Origin of the sequence: Streptomyces sp. NPDC007901 (assembly GCF_042959465.1) — a bacterium.
Taxonomy (GTDB): domain Bacteria; phylum Actinomycetota; class Actinomycetes; order Streptomycetales; family Streptomycetaceae; genus Streptomyces.
Map to the genome: position 1 here is coordinate 22499 of NZ_JBIBKW010000039.1, position 19017 is coordinate 41515.

The window sequence follows — 19017 nt, forward strand, 5'->3', positions numbered from 1 at the left end:
CCCCCCCCCCGCTGAGGTGCGGGTGCCGGGCGGGTCGGCGGTCAGGTCCGCGGTGTCTCGTGGACGGCTGTGGCCAGCAGGTCCGCGACCGCCTCCGGCCGGGTCCGCGCGAAGTAGTGGCCGCCGTGGGTCAGCTCGGCCAGCCGCGGTGCGCGGACCGCCGTCTGCCAGGCTCGGTACGCCTCGCCGTAGCCCTCGGTCGCCGGGTCGTCGGCCGCGGTCACCACGGTGCACGGCACGTCCAGCGGTTCCGGCGGCGCGGTCCGCAGGCCGAGCAGGTACGTGTTGGCGGTCAGCGAGTCGTGGCGGAACGTGCGCATGAGCAGGTCGCGGGTCGCCTCCTCGGCCGAGTCGATCGCCGTCGAGCCCGTCCAGTCGACGACCAGGTCGCGTACGTCGCCGAAGGAGAGCCGCTCGGCGTTGCCCAGCGTGTCGCGGATGGTGCCGGCGTCGGCGAGCAGCTTCGCGGCCAGGAACAGGTGCCGCACCGTCCGGCCCCGTTCGGTGAGCTGTCGCGCCAGGGCGAGGGCCAGGGCCGAGCCGACGCAGTGGCCCCACAGCACCAGCGGCCCGCTCGTCGTCGCGTCGATCTCGGCGGTCAGCCGTGCGCAGATCTCGTCGAAGGGCAGCAGATCCGCATCCGACGCCCCCGGAGCGTGCCCGGGCAGTTCGGCGGCGGCCACGGCGACCGTGCCGTCCCGCCGGGCGAGTTCCTGTGCGACCGGCCGGAAGTGCACGGCGTTGCCTCCCGCGTACGGCAGGAGGACGACGGTCGCCGCGGCGTTCGCGGGCTCGGTGAACCAGGCCAGCAGCGTGCCCTCCTCCGCGGGGGCGGAGCCGGCCTTCTCGGCCGCGGCCTCCGCGAGTTCGCGCAGGATGGAGCTGCGCATCACGTCCCGCAGCGACACCCACTCCTTCAGCTGCACGCTCACGCGCAGCGCGGCCAGCGAGTTGCCGCCGATGTCGAAGAAGTCGTCGTCGATGCCGATGCCGTCCGGTTCGGTCTCCAGGACCCCGGCCCAGACCGCACGGATCCGCTCGACGAACGGTGCGAGTACGTCCTCGGCGTCCGGGCGAACCGTCGGCCGGGTGACCGCGGGCGCCGTCGGAGACTCCTCGACCGCCGCGGCGGAGCGCTCGATCGCGGCGGGGTTCTCGTCCACGAACTCGAGGACGCCGTCCGGTCGCCAGAACCCGCGCCGCCCGGTGGGACGCCCGGAGACCAGTACGTCGCCGGTCGTCCCGATGGGCACGGTCGTCCCCCCGGCCGCGTCGACCACCGTCGTCGCGTCCGGCTGGGACGCGCCGAACGCGGCGAGCTCCGCCAGCTCCGTCTCGTCCAGCAGTTCGGCGGAGTAATGCGGGGCGTCGGGTGTGTCGACCATGTGCGTCAGGGCCCGGCGGTAGTACCCGCCGATCCGCTCGATGTGCTCGGTGTCGAACACCCCGGGGTGGTAGTGCAGGCTGAGCTGTACCTCGTCCGTGTAGAAGTGCTGCGAGAACTCCGCGCGCAGCGGGAACTCGGTGATCGCCGCCGCCCGTACGTCGAGCAGCGCGAACTCCGGCAGTTCCTTCAGTGCCTTGAGCGAGTGGAAGTGGGTGAAGTTGAAGACCGTCTCGAACAGCGGGTCGGTGGTCCGCTGGTCCTGCTTCACCTTCGCCATCGGATACCGCCGGTAGGGCAGCAGTTCGGCCTCGCTCCGGTACGTCTGCCGGATCAGCTCCGTCCAGGTGCCCTCGGCCACCTTCACCCGCAGCGGCATGGTGTTGAGGAAGACGCCCAGCGCGCGGTCCGCGCCCGGCAGTTCGGGTCGGCCGCCGTGCTCGTATCCGGTGATGACGTCGGGGTTTGCGCACAGCAGGGTGTGCACCCGCAGATGCGCGGCGAGCAGGACGTTCTTCACCGGCACCCCCAGCCGCCCGGCCAGGGCCACGATCCGGTCCGACAGGCCGTCCGGCAGTTCGATGTCCCGGAAGACCACGTCCAGGCGCTCGCCGGGCTCGGCCGGCCGCAGCCGCGGGATCTCGGTGTGCGGCCGTCCGTCCAGCGCCCTGCGCCAGAACTCCTGGAAGTCCGGGGAGGTGATGGCGTGCCGCTCGAGACCGATGAAGTTGCGCAGGTGGTTGACCGCCTGGGGGGTGTCGGCGGTCCGCCCCTCCAGCAGCGCGTAGTAGATGCCGAACAGCTGGACGTGCACCTGGTTGATGCTCCAGCCGTCCAGTGCCGAGTTGTGCTGGCTGACGCTGTACCGGTAGAGCCCGTCGGACAGGATGTGGATGTGGAACCGGAACAGGCCCGGTTCGTCCCAGTCGAAGGGCCGGTTCTGCTCGCGGTGGAACCACTCGTCGTACCAGGCGTCCTGCTTCTCCGGGCCGAGGTGCCGGATGTCGTGGACGACCAGCGGCAGTTCCTCGATCCGCTCGTGCACCAGCTGCAGGTACTCCGTGTACTCGTGCAGGTGGTAGCTGGTGCGGAAGATCGGGTTGCGTGCCACCAGGATGCGTACCGCCTCGCGGAACAGCCCGGGGTCTATGGAGCTCTGGATCAGGTAGCTGATGATGTCGTGGTAGCTCGTGTTGCCGTGCATGATCTCGCTCTGGTAGATCAGCCCGGACTGGAGCATGGCCATCGGGTAGGCGTCCTCGATGCCCTCCGGGATCAGCGCCCGGTCGCGGTCGCTGATCAGCTCGAAGGCCCCGAACTCGGTGGGCGGGGCGTCTCCGGCCGCCGCCTCGCCGACGCCCGCCGCGAGTTCCCGCACGGTGGGGTGGGCGAACAGCTGCTGGAAGGTGAACTCCATGCCTTCCTTGCGGGCCTTGGCGAGCACCGAGACGAAGTGGATGGAGTTGCCCCCCAGGGCGAAGAAGCTGTCCGTCGCGCCGACCCGCGCCACGCCCAGCACGTCGGCCCAGATACCGGCGAGGGCGCGCTCCGCCTCCGATGCGGGCGCGACGTACTCGGCGGTGCGTACGGCCGGTTCGGGCAGCGCCGAGCGGTCGAGCTTGCCGTTCGGGGACAGCGGGAAGGCCGTGAGCGGGACGATGCGCTCGGGGACCATGTACGCGGGCAGGGTGACGGCGGCGTGCGCGCGCAGGTCGTCCTCGGTGACGTCGCCGGTGCGGACGACGTATCCGTACAGCCGGCCCTGGCCGTCGTCGCCGGTCCGGAGCACCACGACGGCGTCGGTGACCTCAGGGTGGGCGAGCAGCCGCTGCTCGATCTCGCCGGGCTCGATGCGGTAACCGCGCAGCTTGACCTGGAAGTCGATGCGGCCGAGGTAGTCGACGGCGCCGTCGGGCAGGCGCCGGACCAGGTCGCCGGTCCGGTAGGCGCGGTCCTCGCCGGGCAGCGGGTCGGTCACGAAGCGCTCGGCGGTCAGTTCCTCGCGGTGCAGGTAGCCGCGGGCGAGTCCGGCGCCGGCGATGTACAGCTCGCCGGGCATGCCGACCGGCAGCTCGCGGCCCGCGGCGTCGAGGACGTACAGCCGGGTGTTGTCTATCGGCAGGCCGATCGGCACCACGGTGTCGGCGGCGGCGGTGCGATGGTGGCTGACGTCGACGGTGGCCTCGGTCGGACCGTACAGGTTCACCAGTTCGGCGCCGGTGCCGAGCTCGTGGAACGCGGTCACGTGGTGTCGGCCGAGGGCCTCGCCGCTGGCGAACACGCGGCGCAGCGGGGCCAGCCGGGGGGCCGCGCCGGCGGCTCCGGCGTAGTCCAGGAACGCCCCGAGCATCGTGGGGACGAAGTGCATGACGGTCACGCCGAACCGGTCGATCGCCTCGACGATCGCGTCCGGCTCGCGCTCACCCCGCGGTTCGAGCAGACCGACGGCGGCGCCCTCGATCAGCCACCAGAACAGCTCCCACACCGAGACGTCGAACGCGGTCGGGGTCTTGTGGAGGATGACGTCGTCGGCACCGAGGGGGTAGGCGCGCTGCATCCAGTGCAGGCGGTTGACGACACTGCGGTGTTCGACGACGACGCCCTTGGGCAGCCCGGTGGAGCCGGAGGTGTAGATGACGTACGCGGTGTCGTCGGGGCTGCCGAAGGGGACCGGGTCGGCTGCTTCCGCCTCGAAGGCCTCCCTGACCGCGTCGTCGAGGGCGATCACCGTGGTGCCGGCCCCGGGCAGCCGCCCGGCCGAGGCCGCGTCGGCCAGCACCAGGCCCGTCCGGCTGTCGGACACCATGTGGGCCAGCCGCTCCTGCGGCAGCGACGGGTCCAGCGGCAGATAGGCGCCGCCGGCCCTGATCACCGCGATGATCCCGGCCAGCGCCGCGAAGGACCGCTCCGCCAGCACGCCCACGATCACGTCGCGCCCGACACCGGCGGACCGCAGGCGCGCCGCCAGATGCGCGGTCACCCGGTCCAGCTCGGCGTAGGTGTAGGAGCGTTCGGGCGTGACGATCGCCCGCTGCCCGGGGCGGGCCGCCATGGTCCGGGCGAACAGCTCGGAGAGCGTCACCTGGTCCGGGAAGGGGTGGGCGGTGTCGTTCGCGGCCGCGGTGATCTCGCGATCGTGCTCGGTGCGCAGGTCGAATCCGGCCAGGGGCGCACGCGGTGCGTCCAGCGCGGCGGCCAGGAGGGTGCGGCACCGCTCGGCGAGCAGGTGCGCCGACTCCGGCAGGAAGCGGTCGCCGTCCACCCGGACGACGACCGAACGCCGGGCCGGGCCGAAGCCGATGAGGGTGTCCGCGGCGGGCAGCCGGTCGTCGGCAGGCACGGCGTCGCCGAGGACGACGGCCTCCGGCAGGCCGGCCACCAGCTCGACCGGGTAGTCCTCGTACGGGCGGCTCTCGCCGACCGCCGCGCCGAGCCGGGCCGCGACCGCGGCGAGCGAGTCGTCGGCGGCGAGGGTGATGCGGAGCGGGACGACGTCGGCGAGGCCGCCGGGGGCGGCGGGAAGCCGGCCGACGAGCAGGTCGTCGACGCCCGTGAAGGAGCGCAGCAGCGCGACGGCGACGGACGTCAGCAGCACGGCGGCGGCCTCGGCGTCCCCCCGGCTGACGGCCTGGAGGCGCTCGCCGGTGTGGGCGTCCAGCGGCAGTTCGGCGGTGTGGCGGTGGGCCGCGCGGTCGGCGGAGGGCCGGTCGGCGGGGAATCCGACGGCGGTCGCGTCGGCGAGACGCGAGGTCCAGAAGGCGGCGGCCTCGGGGCGCTGGGCGGCCGCTACGCGCCGCTGGCCCGCGGTGAGGTCGGGCGTCATGAGGACGGCTCCTTGGGTGTGATTCATCGTCGGTCTCAGAAGTCGAAGTCGAAGGCCGGCACGGCGGAGGGCGCCGCGGGAACGGCGGACGGCGGCACGACCGGCTCGTCGGGGTCGTCAAGCAGCCGGTCCACGGTCGCCAGCAGGAGTTCCTTGAAGCTCTCGACGGTCGGTGGGTCGAACAGCTCGGTCGAGTACTCCCAGTCGGCCAGGAGCCCCGACGGGTGGTCGTACACCTGGAGGTTCAGGTCGAACATGGTGTGTCCGGGGAACAGCGGGCGCAGCGTCCGCGGTGTGCCGAGGAAGTCGACGGCGAGCAGATCCGCGGCGTGCAGGGCGAGCATGGTGTCGAACAGCGGGGTGCGGCCCGGGATCTGCTCGGCACCGGCCGTCGCGGCCAGTTCGTCGAGGCCGCAGGTGCTGTGCGCGAGGGCCCCGCCGATGCCCGCGGCGGCCTGCGTGACCAGGGCGGCCAGCGGCGTCCCGGCACCGGCGTCGAGCCGCAGGCAGACGGTGTCCACGAACATGCCGACGGTCCGGTCGAACGCGGCTTCGCCGCGGCCGATCGTCGGCACCCCGAACGTGACGTCGGCGCTCCCGGTGAGCGTGCGCAGGAAGGCTCCGTACCCGGCGGCGAGCACGGGGAACAGCGTGGTCCGCCGCTCGGCCGCCAGCGCCCGCATCCGTGCGGTGCGCTCCGGCCCGAAGTGCAGCCGGGTGGTCGCGCCGGCGAAGGTCCGCAGCGCCGGACGCGGCCGGTCCGCGGGGAGTTCGGGCCGCGCCGGCGCCGAGCGGAAGACGTCCTGCCAGTAGGACCGGTCGGCCTCCCGCCGGGCCGTCGCGGCCTCGCCCTCGGACCAGGCGAGGTAGTCGGCGAACGACCGCGCCGGCGCCGCGACGGGACGCCCGTGGTAGGCGGCGTCGATGTCGGCGAAGACCCGGCGCAGCGAGTCCCCGTCCAGGACCAGGTGATGTGCGTCGACGAGGAGCTGTGCCGCGTCGGCGTCCCGGGAGAGGGTCGCCCGCAGCAGCGGTGCGCGGTCGAGCGCGATCGGCCGGATCTCCGCGGCGGGATCCAGCGGGGTGTGCCGCCGCTCCAGGTGGAAGTCCACCGTGGGTACGACGCGCTGGACGGGGCCGTCCGGCCCGTCGGTGAACTCGGTGCGCAGGGCGTCGTGGGTCCTGATCACGTCCGCGAAGGCCCGCTCCAGGGCGGCCGGGTCGACGTCGGGTGCCAGGTCGATCAGCAGCGAGACGTTGTACTGGACCGTCTCCGGCCGGCTGCGCTGCGCGGCGTACATGGCGCGCTGCGCCGGCGTCAGGGCGAAGGTGTCGCGCTGCCGCGCCCCGTCCGGGTGGCCGGGGGTCCCGGCGGGCGCGCCGTCCGCGGGGCCGGAGGTGTCGGTGGGCGCGCCGTCCAGGGCCGCGGCCAGTTCACGGATCGTCGGCCGGCCCAGGATCTCCGAGACCGGGATGCTCCGGCCGAACCCGTCCGCGATCGCACGTGACAGGCGTGCCGCCCCGAGCGAGTCGACGCCGAGGTCGAGCAGCGAGTCGAGGACGCCGGGCGTGTCGATGCCCAGCAGCCCCTCGCAGAGGGAGACGAGCCGCTTCTCGGCCTCGGACTCGGCGGGTACGTACTCCTCCGGCATGTCCGGCATCGACACCGCGTCCGGCAGCGCCGCCCGGTCCACCTTGCCGTGTGCGGTCAGCGGCAGTTCGTCGAGTACGACCAGATAGCCGGGCACCAGGTGGGGGGAGAGCTTCGACGCCAGATGGGCGCGCAGGTCGCGGCTGTCCAGCCAGCTGGTGGCCGCGGCGTACCCGACGAGGTACCGGTCGGCCGGCTCCGGGCCCCGCTCGCGCAGGACGACGACCGCGCCGAAGACCTCGGGGTGGCCGCGCAGGGCCTCCTCGATCTCGCGGAGTTCGATCCGGAAGCCCCGCACCTTGACCTGGTCGTCGGTCCGGCCGAGGAACTCGATGACCCCGTCCGCGCGCCGCCGTGCCAGGTCACCGGTCCGGTACATGCGCCCGCCGGGCCGGAACGGGTCGGTGAGGAACCGTTCCGCGGTGAGCTCCGGACGGTTCAGGTAGCCCAGCGCGACGCCGTCCCCGCCGACGTACAGCTCTCCTGCCGTGCCGGCCGGCACCGGGTTGCGGGCCTCGTCGAGGACGTAGGCCGAGGAGTTGGCCGGTGGCAGGCCGATCGGGATCGGCCCGGCGGTGTCGGCCTCGGTGATGGTGTGCAGGGTGGAGAACGTTGTGTTCTCCGTGGGCCCGTATCCGTTGACGACGCGCAGGTCCGGGCAGGCCGCCATGACCGCCGCGACGTGCCGGCCGACGACGACGTCCCCGCCGACGAACAGTTCCCGCAACGGCGCGAACAGGCCGGGTTCCTGCCCGGCGAGCTGGCTGAACAGCGGGGCCGTCAGCCACAGCGTGTTCGCGCCGTGCTCGCGCAGCGCGGCGCCGAGCCGGGCCGCGTCCAGGATCGTGTCGTCGTCCACCAGCACCACACAGCCCCCGGCCAGCAGCGGCCCCCAGACCTCGAAGGTGGTCGCGTCGAACGAGACCGCTCCGGTCTGCAGGACCCGCATGTCCGGCCCGAACCGGGCGAATCCCGGGCTCACCACCAGCCGCAGGACGTTGCGGTGCGAGACGACGACGCCCTTCGGGACTCCGGTGGATCCCGAGGTGTACATCACGTAGGCGGGGCTCCCGGCCCCGAGTCCGGCGGGCAGCGCGGTGTCCTCCGGGCCGCTCGCGCCGGTGTCCAACACCGGCAGCCCGGCAGGGGCGGCGCCGACCTCGCCGATCACGGCCTTCGCCCCGCTGTCGGCGAGCAGCAGGGCCACCCGCTGGTCCGGCTCGCGCGTGCTGACCGGCAGCATCGCCGCGCCCGCCTTCAGGACCGCCAGGTACGCCGTGATCCAGGCGGTGCCGCGGCCCAGCCGCACCGCCACCAGGTCACCGGGCCGGACCCCGGCGGCGACCAGCGCCCTGGCCGACGCGGTGGACGCCTCGTGCAGTTCCCCGTAGGTCACCGAGGCCGTCGGGGTGACCAGGGCGATGCGGTCCGGGGCGGTCTCGGCGACCCGCGTGAAGACCTCGTGCACGGTCGCGTCCTGCGGATAGCCTGCGGCCGGTCCGTGCGCGCCCGGTCCGGGATCCGGTTGGGTGAGGGTGACTGTCATGTCGTCGTCCTGTCCGGCTGGGAACGGAAGACGGGACGGAACGTCGCGTCGATGGAGGTCGCGGTGGCTTCCAGGGCGGCGTGGTCGGGAGCCTGTCCGTAGACGACTCCGAGGTGGCTCTGCGTCCCGTCCCGCCGGTCGTAGGTCCGGCCCGGGGCGGCGTGGACCTCCACGTGGTCGACGCCGGGCAGCGCCGCGAGCTCGTCCACGCCCTCGACGGCGCTCAGCGTGCCGCCGCCGTCGTCCGGGACCGCCAGGAAGTACTGGTAGGTGACGCCCCGGAACCGCGGCGCCAGGTCGCCGCGGACCGGCAGGCCCAGGGCGTCGTCGATGGCGAGCCGGATCAGGTTGACCCCGGTGGCCCGCTTGAGGATCTCCGGGACGTAGCCGCCGACGCGGCCGTTGACCTCGATGACCCGCGGCCCGTCGGGGGTCAGCTTGATCTCCGTGTGGGTGACACCGGTGCTCACGCCGAGCGCCTTGACCGCGGCCGCGTCGACCGCCAGGACGGCGTCCTGGTCCGCGGCGCTGAGCGAACACGGCAGCAGCATCCCTGTCTCGCGGAACGGCTCGGCCAGCCGGAACTTGCCGGTCACGCAGACCTGCCGGGAGCCGGTCCCGGTGTGGACGGACTCGACCGAGACGTAGTCGCCGAAGAACGCCCCGGCGACGCCCGGATCCCCCTGCAGCAGTTCCTCCACCACGAACTCGGTGGCGTCGGGCAGCGCGCCGAGGACCGCCTCGGTCTCCTGGGCCGTCGTGAGCCGGAAGGTGTCCCTGCTGCCCGCACCGCGGCGCGGTTTCACCACGGCCGGCAGGCCCACCGCCTCGACGGCGGCCCGCGGGTCCGGCGACAGGGACCGGAAGCGGATCGTGCCGACGCCCGCGGCGGCCAACGCGCCGCGCTGGGCGATCTTGTCGGTCAGCAGCGCCACCGTCCGCGGGGCGTGACCGCGCAGACCGAGGGCCTCGGCGAGGCGGGCGGTCTCGGCGAGCTGGTACTCGCTGAAGGTCACGATCCCGGCCGGCCGGTGCTCGGCGACGGCCCGCACCCGCTCGGCGTCGTCCAGTCCGGTCACGTCACACACTGTGCCGAGGGGGGCCAGGCCGGCCCAGGCCTCGGCTACCTGCGGCCGGTTCCGGTCGCCGACGAAGAGGAGGTCGCAGCTGCGGCCCGCGGCGGCGCGGATCGTGGCGCCGGAGGCCGAGCCCGTGTCGTACACGACCGCGAGCAGCGGGCGCCGTGATGCCGTCGTCATGCCGACGCGTCCTGGGTCCGGCGCGCGAACAGTTCGGCGAGTTCGGTCGGGGTGGCGTGCACGTACAGCTCGCGCAGCGAGATCGCGGGCAGGCCGGCGCGGCGCAGGGCGCCCGACAGGCGCACCGCGAGCAGCGAGTTGCCGCCGCCCTCGAAGAAGTCGTCGTCGGGTTCGGCCGCCTCGCCGAGCACCTCGGACCATGCGCTCAGGACCTGGCTCAGGATCGTGCCGGTGCCGGTGCCGGTGCCGGCGGGCGCGGGTCCGGCGGCGGGTTCCGGCGCGGAGCTGACCAGTTCCCGGAGCCGGGCGGAGTCCACCTTGCCGTTGATGGTCAACGGCAGTGCGGCGATGGGCGCGAGCGTCGACGGCACCATGTAGGCGGGCAGGTAGGAGGCCATGCGCCGGCGGATGTCGTCGACGCCGCGGTCGCCGTTCACGACGACGTACGCCTCGAGCCGGGCGGTCGCCGAATCGCCGGCCACGGCCTGGTGCACCGTCACGGCGGCCGCGGTCACACCGGGGTCGGCGAGCAGCACCGAGCGGATCTCGTCCAGTTCGATCCGGAATCCGCGCAGCTTCACCTGGCTGTCGATGCGGCCGAGGTGGTCGAGCCGGCCGTCCGGGGCCAGCCTGCCCAGGTCTCCGCTGCGGTACTGGCGGCTGCCGGTCACCGGATCGTCGACGAAACGCGCCGCGGTCAGCTCGGGCTGGTTCAGGTACCGGTCGGCGAGGCCGGCCCCGCCGACCCAGATCTCACCCGGTACGCCGTACGGGAGCACCGCGCCCCGGCGGTCGCGCACCGAGACGGACCAGCCGGGCAGCGCCCGTCCCACCGAGCGGCTCACCGCTGTCACGTCGCCGGGGGTCACCGTCTGAGCGGTGACGTGGACGGTGGTCTCCGTGATGCCGAACATGTTCACGAGGCGGCAGCGGGTGGCGGGGTGGCGGCGGAACCAGCCCTGGAGCATGCGCACGTCCAGCGGCTCGCCACCGAAGACGACGAGGCGCACCGCGAGGGCGGTGCCCTTGCGCGCGTCGGCCTCCTGCAGGGCCGCGAACGCCGCCGGTGTCTGGCTGAGGACCGTCACGCCGCGGGCGGCGAGGAGGTCGTGGAAGTCCTCAGGCGACCGGGCCGTGTCCGCGCCGACCACCACCAGGTGACCGCCCGTCAGCAGGCAGCCCCAGATCTCCCAGACCGAGAAGTCGAAGGCGCTGGAGTGGACGAACGACCACACGTCGGAGGGGCCGAGGGACATGTCCGTGCGGGTCGCGTCGACCAGCGCCGCCACGTTGGCGTGCGGGACCGCCACGCCCTTGGGCCGGCCGGTGGAGCCCGAGGTGTAGATGACGTACGCGATGCCGGCCGGGTCGCTCGCGGCCGCCGTGTCCGACCCTGCCGGCGTAGCCGCCCCGTCCGCCGTGTCCGACTCTGCCGGCGTACTCGCCCCGTCCGCCGTGTCCGACCCTCCCGGCGTACCCGCCCCGCCCGCCGTGTCCGCCGTGTCCGCCGGAGACGAGGCCAGGAGTTCGGCGGTGGTCACGGTCGGGTGGTCGGGAAACGCTTCGTCGTCGGCTGCGGCCGTCACGACCGCCTTCACGGCGGCGTCGGCGGCGGTGTAGGCGAGGCGCTCGGCCGGGTAGGCCGGGTCGACCGGTACGTAGGCGGCGCCGGCCATCATCACGCCGAGCATGGTCGCGACGGTGTCGACGTCACGGCCCAGGCAGACGGCGACGTGGTCGCCGGGGCGGACCCCGCGCTCGCGCAGCCCCGCCGCGATCCGGCCGCCGCGCTCGGCCAGTTCACCATAGGTCAGGGTGGTGGCGTGGTCGGACACGGCCGGGGCGTCCGGCTGCGTACGGGCGAGGTCGGCGAAGGCGGCCGGGACGGTCGTGGGCCGGAACCCGGTACGGCCCGCGGTGCGGCCGCGTCCGACGATCTCGGCCGCCGTGGCCTCGGGCAGCCGCGCCGCCTCGTCGAGCGCCGCGTCGGTGGTGCCGAGCGCGTAGGCGTCCAGGAGTGCGCCGAGGACGTGGGCGAACTGTGCGGCGACCACCGGCGCCATGACGGAGTCCCCGGTGGTGAGGACGGCTGCCAGACCGCGCTCCGGCGTCACCTCCACGGTGACCGTGACGGGGAACGGGGCGGCGGTGAAGGGGACGTAGCGGTCCTGGCCCTGCTCGGCCACGAACACGCCGACCGCCGGATCGGTGCCGTCCTCGGCGGTGCCGACCGTCAGCGCGAGCGCGCCGAGGGCCGGGGCGTCCTCGTCGTCGGCGGGATTCCTCGCGGTGTGGCAGGAGACCGTGTCGTCGACGAGCACGGTGAAGGCGGCCGAGTCCGCGAGGCGGTAGTGCGCGAGGGTCGCCGCGACGGCGTCGCGGGCCACCGCGGCGGCCTGCTTCGCGTCACCGGCCCGCGCCCGGGTCACCGGGACCGGAACCCGCAGGGGCTCGCCGCGTCCCGTCGGTTCTCCCAGGCCCCATGCGGCCGGGCCCGGCCGCGGCCCCGGCCCGGCCGGGAACGCCACCGTGACGTCCGCGCCCTGCGCCAGGTCGGCGAGGGCACCGAGACCGGAGCGGCCGAGGCGGTCCCGGTGGGCCACGATCAGCAGGTCGGCGGCGCCGTCAGCGTAGGTGAGGACGGTCAGCCGGGCCACGCCGACCACCGAGCGGCCGATCTCGCGGATGCGGCGTTCCTCGGCGGCGGGGTCGTCGGCGCCGGCTGCCACCGGCTCGTCCCAGAGGCGGAGGCCGGCCAGTTCCGGCTGCCGCTCGGAGGCCGTGCCGAGCCGGCCGCGCAGCGTGCCGATGTCGTCGCCCGCGGAGAGCCGCCGGATCAGGGCGTGGCTGCCTTTGTCGGCGGTGCTCCGCACCGCGCGGGAGGTGGTCGGTTCCATGTGGTCTGGTTCCTTCGGAAAACCGGTGAACGCGCCGGGCGCGGTCGCGCCCGGCGGGTGGCCCGGGGGTTGCGGGCCGGGTGAAGGTGCGGCACACCGGCGGTCCCTCGGTCGCCGGAGCGTGAACGAACCGATCGGCCGGTGCCGCCGCCGTCTCCTCAGGCCGTCAGCGGGCCGTGAACCCGGAGTCGACGGTGATGACGGTGCCGGTGACCCTCCGGGACTCGCCGCTGACCAGCCAGACCGCGGCGTCCGCCACGTCCAGCGGGTCGACCAGGGAGTTGGTCGGCACGGACTCCAGGTAGACCGCTTCCTGCTCGTCGTAGCTGATGCCGAGCGCGTCGGCCACGACCGCGGTCATCTGGCCGTCCATGGCCGGATCGTCCCGTACCGGGCCGGGGCACAGCGCGTTGACCCTGATGCCGTGGGGGGCGTAGTCGAGGGCGGCGGACTTGGTCAGTCCCACGACGGCGTGCTTGCTGGCCACGTAACCGGCGAAGTGGCGGTAGCCGACCAGACCCGCGGTGGAGGCGACGTTGACGATGGATCCGCCGCCGTCGCGCAGCATGACCGGAACCACGGCCTTCAGCACCCGCCATTCCCCGGACACGTTCACGTCGAGCATGACCTGCCATTCCTGCTCGGTGAACTCGTGGGCCGGCTTGCCGGACGGGGCCCCGATGCCGGCGTTGTTGATCAGTCCGGTGATGGTCCCGAAGCGGTCGATGCCCAGCTCGACGGCCGCCTCGACCGCTTCGGCGCTGCGTACGTCGGCCGGCGCCACGAGCACACTGGCGCCTTCCTTGCGGCACAGGTCGGCGGTGTGCTCCAGCTGTGCGGGCGAGCCCAGGCTGTAGGGGACCTCGGAAAGGTCGCCGTCGACGTCGACCAGGACGAGGTCGGCGCCCTCGGCGGCCGCGCGCAGTGCGCAAGCCCGTCCGATACCCCGGGCGGCACCGGTGATCATGACGACGGAGTCACGCAGTCTCATCTCAGACCTCCACGGCCGGGGTCGAGCCGGCCAGCGTGCCGACGACGATGTCGATGAGGGGCCGCGCGTCGGCGGCGACGTACATGTGGCCGCCGGCCACCTCGACCTGACGGAACGGGCCCTGGGTCACCTCGCTCCAGCCGGCCAGCGCCGCCGGCGGGACCATCTCGTCGTCGGTGGCGCACACGGCCGTCACCGGGACCTCGACGGGACCCGACCCGGTCGGCGTGTAGTCCTCGTCCATGTGGAAGTCGGCCCGCAGCGCGCCCATGAGGACCTCACGCATCTCCGGGATCTCCATGGCGGGGTGCGTGTATCCGGTGATACGGCGGACATGTGCGAGGAACTCATCGTCGGACAGCCCGGCGGTCCGCGCGGAGTTGCCCAGGAACGGCGCACGGGCCGCGCTGACGAACAGGTGCCGTATCCGCTGCCCGTACCCGGCGGCGACGAGCCGGATACAGATCTCGTAGGCCAGCGTCGCGCCGAGGAAGCAGTGGCCCAGCAGGGCGACGGGAGCGGCCTCGGCGTGCTCGACGGCGGCGGGCAGCAGGGCGTCCGCCGCGCCGTGCAGATCGGTGAACGGCTCCTCGTCCAGCAGGCGTTCCCGGCCGGGCAGGTTGAGCGGGGCGAACTGGACCGTGTCCGGGGCGAGTTTGTTCCAGGGCCGGAAGAAGCTCGCGCCGGCACCCGCGAAGGGCAGGCAGATCACACGGACGGGAGCAGGGGTACTCATTGGTCTCCTGACAGCACACGGGTGGTGCCTCGTCGGCAGGCACGGTTCTGAGCCGATTCACGGCCTCCGGCAGTTTGGGATTGGGGTTCCTGGCTGGAATCCTTCTCCTTGGTGTCCACAACGTGCCGGTTCCGCCAGTGGTTCAGGTCGGCTGGGCTGTCTGATTGCCTTCGCTGGTCATCGGTCTGTGGGGCGGCGGGATGCTCGGACCGTCCCGGGCGGTGGAGGAGCGTTGTCCGACGGAAGCCGGCGTACGGCGAGGCTGCCGGAGGGTGGACAGCACCGGCCGCCGGCGGACGGGCCGACCAGATGTAGTCAGTGGGGGGTAACGGGGTGGCCGCGAAGCCCACGTCGCAGGCGCCCGGCTGGCGTGAGGCCTGGCCAGTGCTGTCGGCGGACTGCCAGCGCAATCCCGCAGGTGCGCACGGACCGGTACCGTCTCGGCCGAGGACCCCTCACCTGCCAGGAAAAGATCGCCCTGTTCGTCCTGGAGCCGGTACCGGTGAAGGTGCAAGCGCAGCGGTCAAAAGCGAAAGGTCTGGTCGCGCTCGGCCGACCGAGCCGCAGCCGGGGCGGTTCCCGCTGGCTACGGGCGTGAGCGGGCCAGACGGCGGGTCATGAGCAGGGTCATCGATCAGTAGATCATCGCCTCGGTGCCGGCGGTGCGGCGTTCGAAGTCGCGGGCCAGGCGGCGGGGGCGCATCCGATGCGCGAAGAACCGTTCGACGATCCGCCGCTTGGGCGGCACCACGAAGTCACGCATGGCGTTGCTACGCTTGATGATCACCAGGACCAGGGCGCGGCAGACGATGTGCATGTCGATGCCGAGGATCGCGGCGTGCTCGACAAGGTGTTGGCGATAGCCGCCGTAGCCCCGGGTCTTGCGGACCGTGGGGTGCTCGGCGGCCACCTCCTCGATGAGGGCCTGTCCGGCGACGGAGTCCTGCACGCTCGCGGCCGTGACCAGCAGCGCCACGGGCGGCGTGCAGATCATGGCGGCGCCCCGGCCGGCAGGGCGGCTTCAAGTTCCCGGTAGGGGCGGGCTGTCAGTGATGCCCCAGATGCAGACGGCGCGTTCGGGTGCGTCCCGGATACGTCAAATACCGACGCTTCGCCGGTAGCGCGATGGGGATGTGCCGGCCACACGGGCGAAGGCGTGGCTGAATGTGCTTTCGGATGCGAAGCCGAGCCGGTGCGCCAGTGATGCAACCGTTACGTCGGACGTTCGCAATGCACGTTGGGCGAGTTGGATGCGCCAGTGAGACAGGTACATCAGAGGCGGTTGTCCTGACACGTGCTTGAACTGGCGGGCGAAGTGGCTGCGGGACATCTTCGCGGCAGCGGCGAGTTCGGGAAGCTGCCACGCTCGGCCGGGATCGGCGTGCATGAGACTTACCGCGGGGCGGAGTCGAGAGTCCATCAGCAGGCGTAGCCAGCCGGGTGGGACGGTGGCGTGGTGTCGCATCACGGTGCGAAGTGCTTCTAGGAGCAGGAGTTGGGCGTACTGGTCGGCGGCGAAGCGCGCGCCGGCGCGGTCGCTTTCGCTCTCGTCTACGATCCGTTCCAGGAGACGCCGCATCTCGGCCGCTTCCGCGTCCTTGGCCGGTGCATGGAGCACCAACGGCAATGCTGACGTGAACAGGTCTGCCGATGTGGGATCGAGATCGACATGGCCGCCGACGATGACCACGTCCGGCTCGCCGGTGCCGATCCGCGAGAAGAGGCCCAGCTTCTGCGGTGGCTCCTGGCCTACGTCCGGTGTCAGGTTCGGATCGCTACACAGGACGGCGGTGTCGACGCCGCAGAGCACCGCGGCGTCTCCTGAGCCAAGGTGTACGGGTGCCTGATCGTCGGCGATCAGCCAGCACGAGCCGCTCACCACTGCGTCGATCTTGACCGCGGTGTCCGGTTGAGAGCGGTGCGACCATTGCCCACCCGCGTGCAGGCCGCCGGTTATCACGCAGCGTGCGTCCACGAGGTGGAGCACCTCAGAGATGGGGTCACGTGCCATGTGTGGATTCTGGAACAAGAACTGGGCACTGGCAACCATTCAAAGTCTCATGGTCGGCGGCCATGCTGAAGACATGCAACCAGTGCGATTCCGCAACCGAAGCCTTGATGTCGCCGGCAACCTCCACCTGCCCGCCGACTTCGACCCGAGCAATACCTACGCCGCCATCGTCTGCGTCCATCCCGGGAACGCCGTCAAGGAGCAGACTGCGGGGCTGTACGCCGCCAAGATGGCGCAGCGCGGGTACGTTGCCCTTGCTTTTGACGCGTCCTACCAGGGCGAGAGCGGTGGTGAGCCCCGCTACCTGGAGGAACCGGCGTCGCGTGTGGAGGACATTCGGTGCGCGGTGGACTACCTCACCACGCTCAAGTTCGTCGACGAGGCGCGTATCGGCGTGCTGGGCATCTGTGCGGGTGGCGGTTACGCCGTCAATGCCGCCATGACCGAGCATCGCATCGCCGCGGTGGGCGTGGTGTCGCCGATCAACATTGGTCGGGCACGACGGGAGGGCGATGGCCACCGCGGGAACGCGGTGCGACTGCTGGAAGAAGTCGGCCAGCAACGCACTATCGAGGCCCGTGGCGGGCAGCCCGGGATTCGCCCGTGGGTCCCCGACAGCCCAGAGGACGCACACGCGGCCGGGGTCACCGACGCCGACGTACTCGAAGCAGTGGACTACTACCGCACGCCCCGAGGCGAGCATCCGAACTCGACTAACCAATTGCGGTTCGTCAGCGTCGCCTCGGTGATCGCGTTCGACGCCTTCCATCTCGTCGAGGAACTCCTCACCCAACCCCTGCAGGTCATCGTGGGCAACCGTGTCGGCAGCTTCGGGTCCTACCGCGACGGATACGAACTGTTCCGGCGAACGACCTCGGACAAGAGCCTGCAGGTGGTGGAGGGAGCCGGCCACTATGACCTCTACGACGTGCTGCAGTACGTCGACCAGGCCGTTCAGACACTCAGCGTCTTCTTCAACACCAACCTCGCGGTCCGGAATCCCGCCGAGGAGTTGGCCGCCCGATGACGTGCAGGTCGGTGATGACCCCGCGCGCCCTGGTCCACGAATTCCTAGGCGATCCCCAGGCCGACGCCAGACGCGCCGCCGATGACCACGGCGACCTCGTCGCCCTCGACACGGCAGAGCCCGGCCCCCGCCTACTCGTAGCCTGAACCTGGGATTCACCGCGCGATAGTTGGTCTGTGGACGACGCAATGAGAAGAGGTGCCCGCTGACCTGGGATGATGGGAGTTCCTACGCCCTCATCAGTCCCACGAAGCAAGGCACCTCGTAAGTGAAAGTCTTCCACAGTCCTGCGGCGCTGTTCGCCGCGCTCGATGCCCCGGACCTGATATTGCATGCCGGGCTGGGTCCCGACGATCCGGCTGGCCGAGCGGTGCGGGAGTGTTCAAGTTCACGGTTGATGCCGGGTGCCGGTGATGCCCCAGACCAGAGGGCGTGCTCGGGCGCGTCGCGGATGGCTCGGGTGGTCTTGGCGATGTTGTCCGCTCCCAGCAGGCGCAGTCTGCCGATGGCCCAGGTTCCGCAGAGCGGCCATCGCCGGCGGTGCGCTGCCGGTGTGGACGGTGGAGGCGTCCTCGGCGAACACCACATCTCTGACATGGTGGCTGGAATTTTCGATTCCCCAGTGCCCGCCCACGTATCCGCCCAGGTCAGCAGGGCTGGCCTGGTGGGTGTCGAGGCTGGTGACGGCGTAGACCGTCTCCCGGGTCTGCCGCTTGCCGCTCTCCTAGCGGCGCCGGTGGATGCGCAGGGCCAGCCGCGCTTCCGGGGAGGCGATCCCGCCCAGGTTCCCGGCAATGGCCATGGTCTTGACCGAGCGGGACTCCCGCCGCCCGTGCCCGGCCTGGGAGACTGTGTGCGCCACGGGCACCTGCTCCCACGGCAGGGCTTTGACCTGCGCTGACGCGGTCGGCTGGTTTCCTTTGATCATCGCGATGTAGGGGGCCTTCTTCTCCTGCACCAGCCACCGAACCTGGTCCTTGACGCTGTGCAGGGCGTCGAAAGTGACCACGGCGCCGGCCAGATCCAGTGGTTCCAGCAGGGGGCGGAAGGCAGATGTCTCGTTGGTCTTGGCCCCCACCTCCCGCTGAGCCAGGGTGACGGTAGGGGCGTGGGTGACGGCGGACAGCAGATGCCGGTGGCGCTGCTGCCGGTACGCGGAGCCGGACAGCGCCTTGCCGTCCACCGCGATCGCAGCCTTGAGCGCGGAGCCGGTGCCGCCGATGTCGGTGTGGTCGCGTTCGGCCAGGTAGGCGCCGACCGCGGCGTCCAGGGCATCGCCGTCGAGGGCGGCGAGCCGGGTGAGGGTGGCGTGGGATGGGGCGCGGCGATGTCCGGGCAGGTGGCGGCGCATGCCGAGCTGTTCCAGCAACGTGGTGGTGGCGCGCTGTCCCCACTCGGTGATCTCGGTGATGGTCCGGGCGCCGGAGACGACTGCACAGGCGCAGATCAGCAGCAGGCCGGCCAAGGGATACCACCGCCCGCGACGCGAACGCGGGTCGGGCACATGCTGGAGGTGGGCGCGCAGGCGGCCAGTATCGTGCTGGTGGAGGGGGCCCAGTTTCGCCAGGACGACATGTGTCGGCGTACGGACTTCTCTGGCCCTGGCAAGATTTCCGTGAAGCCGGGATGTGCCACCGTGCGCCGGTGACGCTCCGTCACAAGTGGCGGCGTCGGAGCAGGGCCATGAGGATG

At 72.2% G+C, this 19017-nt stretch carries 11 protein-coding genes; 2 read left to right on the top strand and 9 right to left on the bottom strand.

Annotation, left to right across the window (positions count from 1 at the left end; translation table 11 throughout):
- Positions 1 to 41 precede the first annotated feature (41 nt).
- The 8 genes from ACFZDK_RS52770 to ACFZDK_RS52805 form a co-directional block, all read right to left on the bottom strand.
- Positions 42 to 5207, bottom strand: coding sequence for an amino acid adenylation domain-containing protein (locus ACFZDK_RS52770; protein WP_390985757.1), 5166 nt, complete (start codon positions 5205 to 5207; stop codon positions 42 to 44).
- 35 nt (positions 5208 to 5242) lie between these two features.
- The gene (locus ACFZDK_RS52775) at positions 5243 to 8404 is read right to left on the bottom strand and encodes an amino acid adenylation domain-containing protein (RefSeq protein WP_390985759.1); all 3162 of its coding nucleotides are present in this window, start codon (positions 8402 to 8404) and stop codon (positions 5243 to 5245) included.
- Complete coding sequence (locus ACFZDK_RS52780; protein WP_390985762.1) at positions 8401 to 9663, bottom strand: ATP-grasp domain-containing protein; 1263 nt, start codon at positions 9661 to 9663, stop codon at positions 8401 to 8403. The genes ACFZDK_RS52775 and ACFZDK_RS52780 overlap by 4 nt, the downstream gene beginning before the upstream one ends.
- Complete coding sequence (locus tag ACFZDK_RS52785; protein ID WP_390985765.1) at positions 9660 to 12560, bottom strand: amino acid adenylation domain-containing protein; 2901 nt, start codon at positions 12558 to 12560, stop codon at positions 9660 to 9662. Before ACFZDK_RS52785 ends, ACFZDK_RS52780 begins: the two co-directional genes overlap by 4 nt.
- A gap of 166 nt (positions 12561 to 12726) precedes the next feature.
- Positions 12727 to 13551, bottom strand: a complete 825-nt coding sequence (locus ACFZDK_RS52790; RefSeq protein ID WP_390985768.1) for an SDR family oxidoreductase — start codon at positions 13549 to 13551, stop codon at positions 12727 to 12729.
- A gap of 1 nt (position 13552) precedes the next feature.
- Positions 13553 to 14287 carry an alpha/beta fold hydrolase gene (locus tag ACFZDK_RS52795; protein ID WP_390985771.1) on the bottom strand — a complete coding sequence of 245 codons (735 nt, stop codon included), beginning with the start codon at positions 14285 to 14287 and terminating at the stop codon, positions 13553 to 13555.
- A gap of 634 nt (positions 14288 to 14921) precedes the next feature.
- The gene (locus ACFZDK_RS52800) at positions 14922 to 15281 is read right to left on the bottom strand and encodes a transposase (RefSeq protein ID WP_390985774.1); all 360 of its coding nucleotides are present in this window, start codon (positions 15279 to 15281) and stop codon (positions 14922 to 14924) included.
- 102 nt (positions 15282 to 15383) lie between these two features.
- Positions 15384 to 16298, bottom strand: coding sequence for a cupin domain-containing protein (locus ACFZDK_RS52805; RefSeq protein WP_390985777.1), 915 nt, complete (start codon positions 16296 to 16298; stop codon positions 15384 to 15386).
- On the opposite strand from ACFZDK_RS52805, the gene ACFZDK_RS52810 reads away from it, so the two are divergent.
- Together ACFZDK_RS52810 and ACFZDK_RS52815 are read left to right on the top strand one after the other, a co-directional pair.
- Positions 16297 to 17325 (top strand): serine aminopeptidase domain-containing protein, encoded by a 1029-nt coding sequence (locus tag ACFZDK_RS52810; RefSeq protein WP_390985780.1) that lies wholly within the window; start codon positions 16297 to 16299, stop codon positions 17323 to 17325. The two genes, ACFZDK_RS52805 and ACFZDK_RS52810, sit on opposite strands and share 2 nt — an antisense overlap.
- On the top strand, positions 17322 to 17471 hold the full coding sequence (locus ACFZDK_RS52815) for a hypothetical protein (protein ID WP_390985783.1): 150 nt from the start codon (positions 17322 to 17324) through the stop codon (positions 17469 to 17471). The genes ACFZDK_RS52810 and ACFZDK_RS52815 overlap by 4 nt, the downstream gene beginning before the upstream one ends.
- 578 nt (positions 17472 to 18049) lie before the next feature.
- On the opposite strand, the gene ACFZDK_RS52820 is transcribed toward ACFZDK_RS52815, so the two are convergent.
- Positions 18050 to 18790 carry an ISAs1 family transposase gene (locus tag ACFZDK_RS52820; RefSeq protein WP_390985785.1) on the bottom strand — a complete coding sequence of 247 codons (741 nt, stop codon included), beginning with the start codon at positions 18788 to 18790 and terminating at the stop codon, positions 18050 to 18052.
- Positions 18791 to 19017: the final 227 nt, after the last annotated feature.

Coding starts and splice junctions, on each gene's coding strand:
- ACFZDK_RS52795 (WP_390985771.1), bottom strand. CDS start 14,287: ATGAGTACCCCTGCTCCCGTCCGTGTGATCTGCCTGCCCTTCGCGGGT.
- ACFZDK_RS52815 (WP_390985783.1), top strand. CDS start 17,322: ATGACGTGCAGGTCGGTGATGACCCCGCGCGCCCTGGTCCACGAATTC.
- ACFZDK_RS52805 (WP_390985777.1), bottom strand. CDS start 16,298: ATGGCACGTGACCCCATCTCTGAGGTGCTCCACCTCGTGGACGCACGC.
- ACFZDK_RS52810 (WP_390985780.1), top strand. CDS start 16,297: ATGTGTGGATTCTGGAACAAGAACTGGGCACTGGCAACCATTCAAAGT.
- ACFZDK_RS52770 (WP_390985757.1), bottom strand. CDS start 5,207: ATGACGCCCGACCTCACCGCGGGCCAGCGGCGCGTAGCGGCCGCCCAG.
- ACFZDK_RS52785 (WP_390985765.1), bottom strand. CDS start 12,560: ATGGAACCGACCACCTCCCGCGCGGTGCGGAGCACCGCCGACAAAGGC.
- ACFZDK_RS52800 (WP_390985774.1), bottom strand. CDS start 15,281: ATGATCTGCACGCCGCCCGTGGCGCTGCTGGTCACGGCCGCGAGCGTG.
- ACFZDK_RS52780 (WP_390985762.1), bottom strand. CDS start 9,663: ATGACGACGGCATCACGGCGCCCGCTGCTCGCGGTCGTGTACGACACG.
- ACFZDK_RS52790 (WP_390985768.1), bottom strand. CDS start 13,551: ATGAGACTGCGTGACTCCGTCGTCATGATCACCGGTGCCGCCCGGGGT.
- ACFZDK_RS52775 (WP_390985759.1), bottom strand. CDS start 8,404: ATGACAGTCACCCTCACCCAACCGGATCCCGGACCGGGCGCGCACGGA.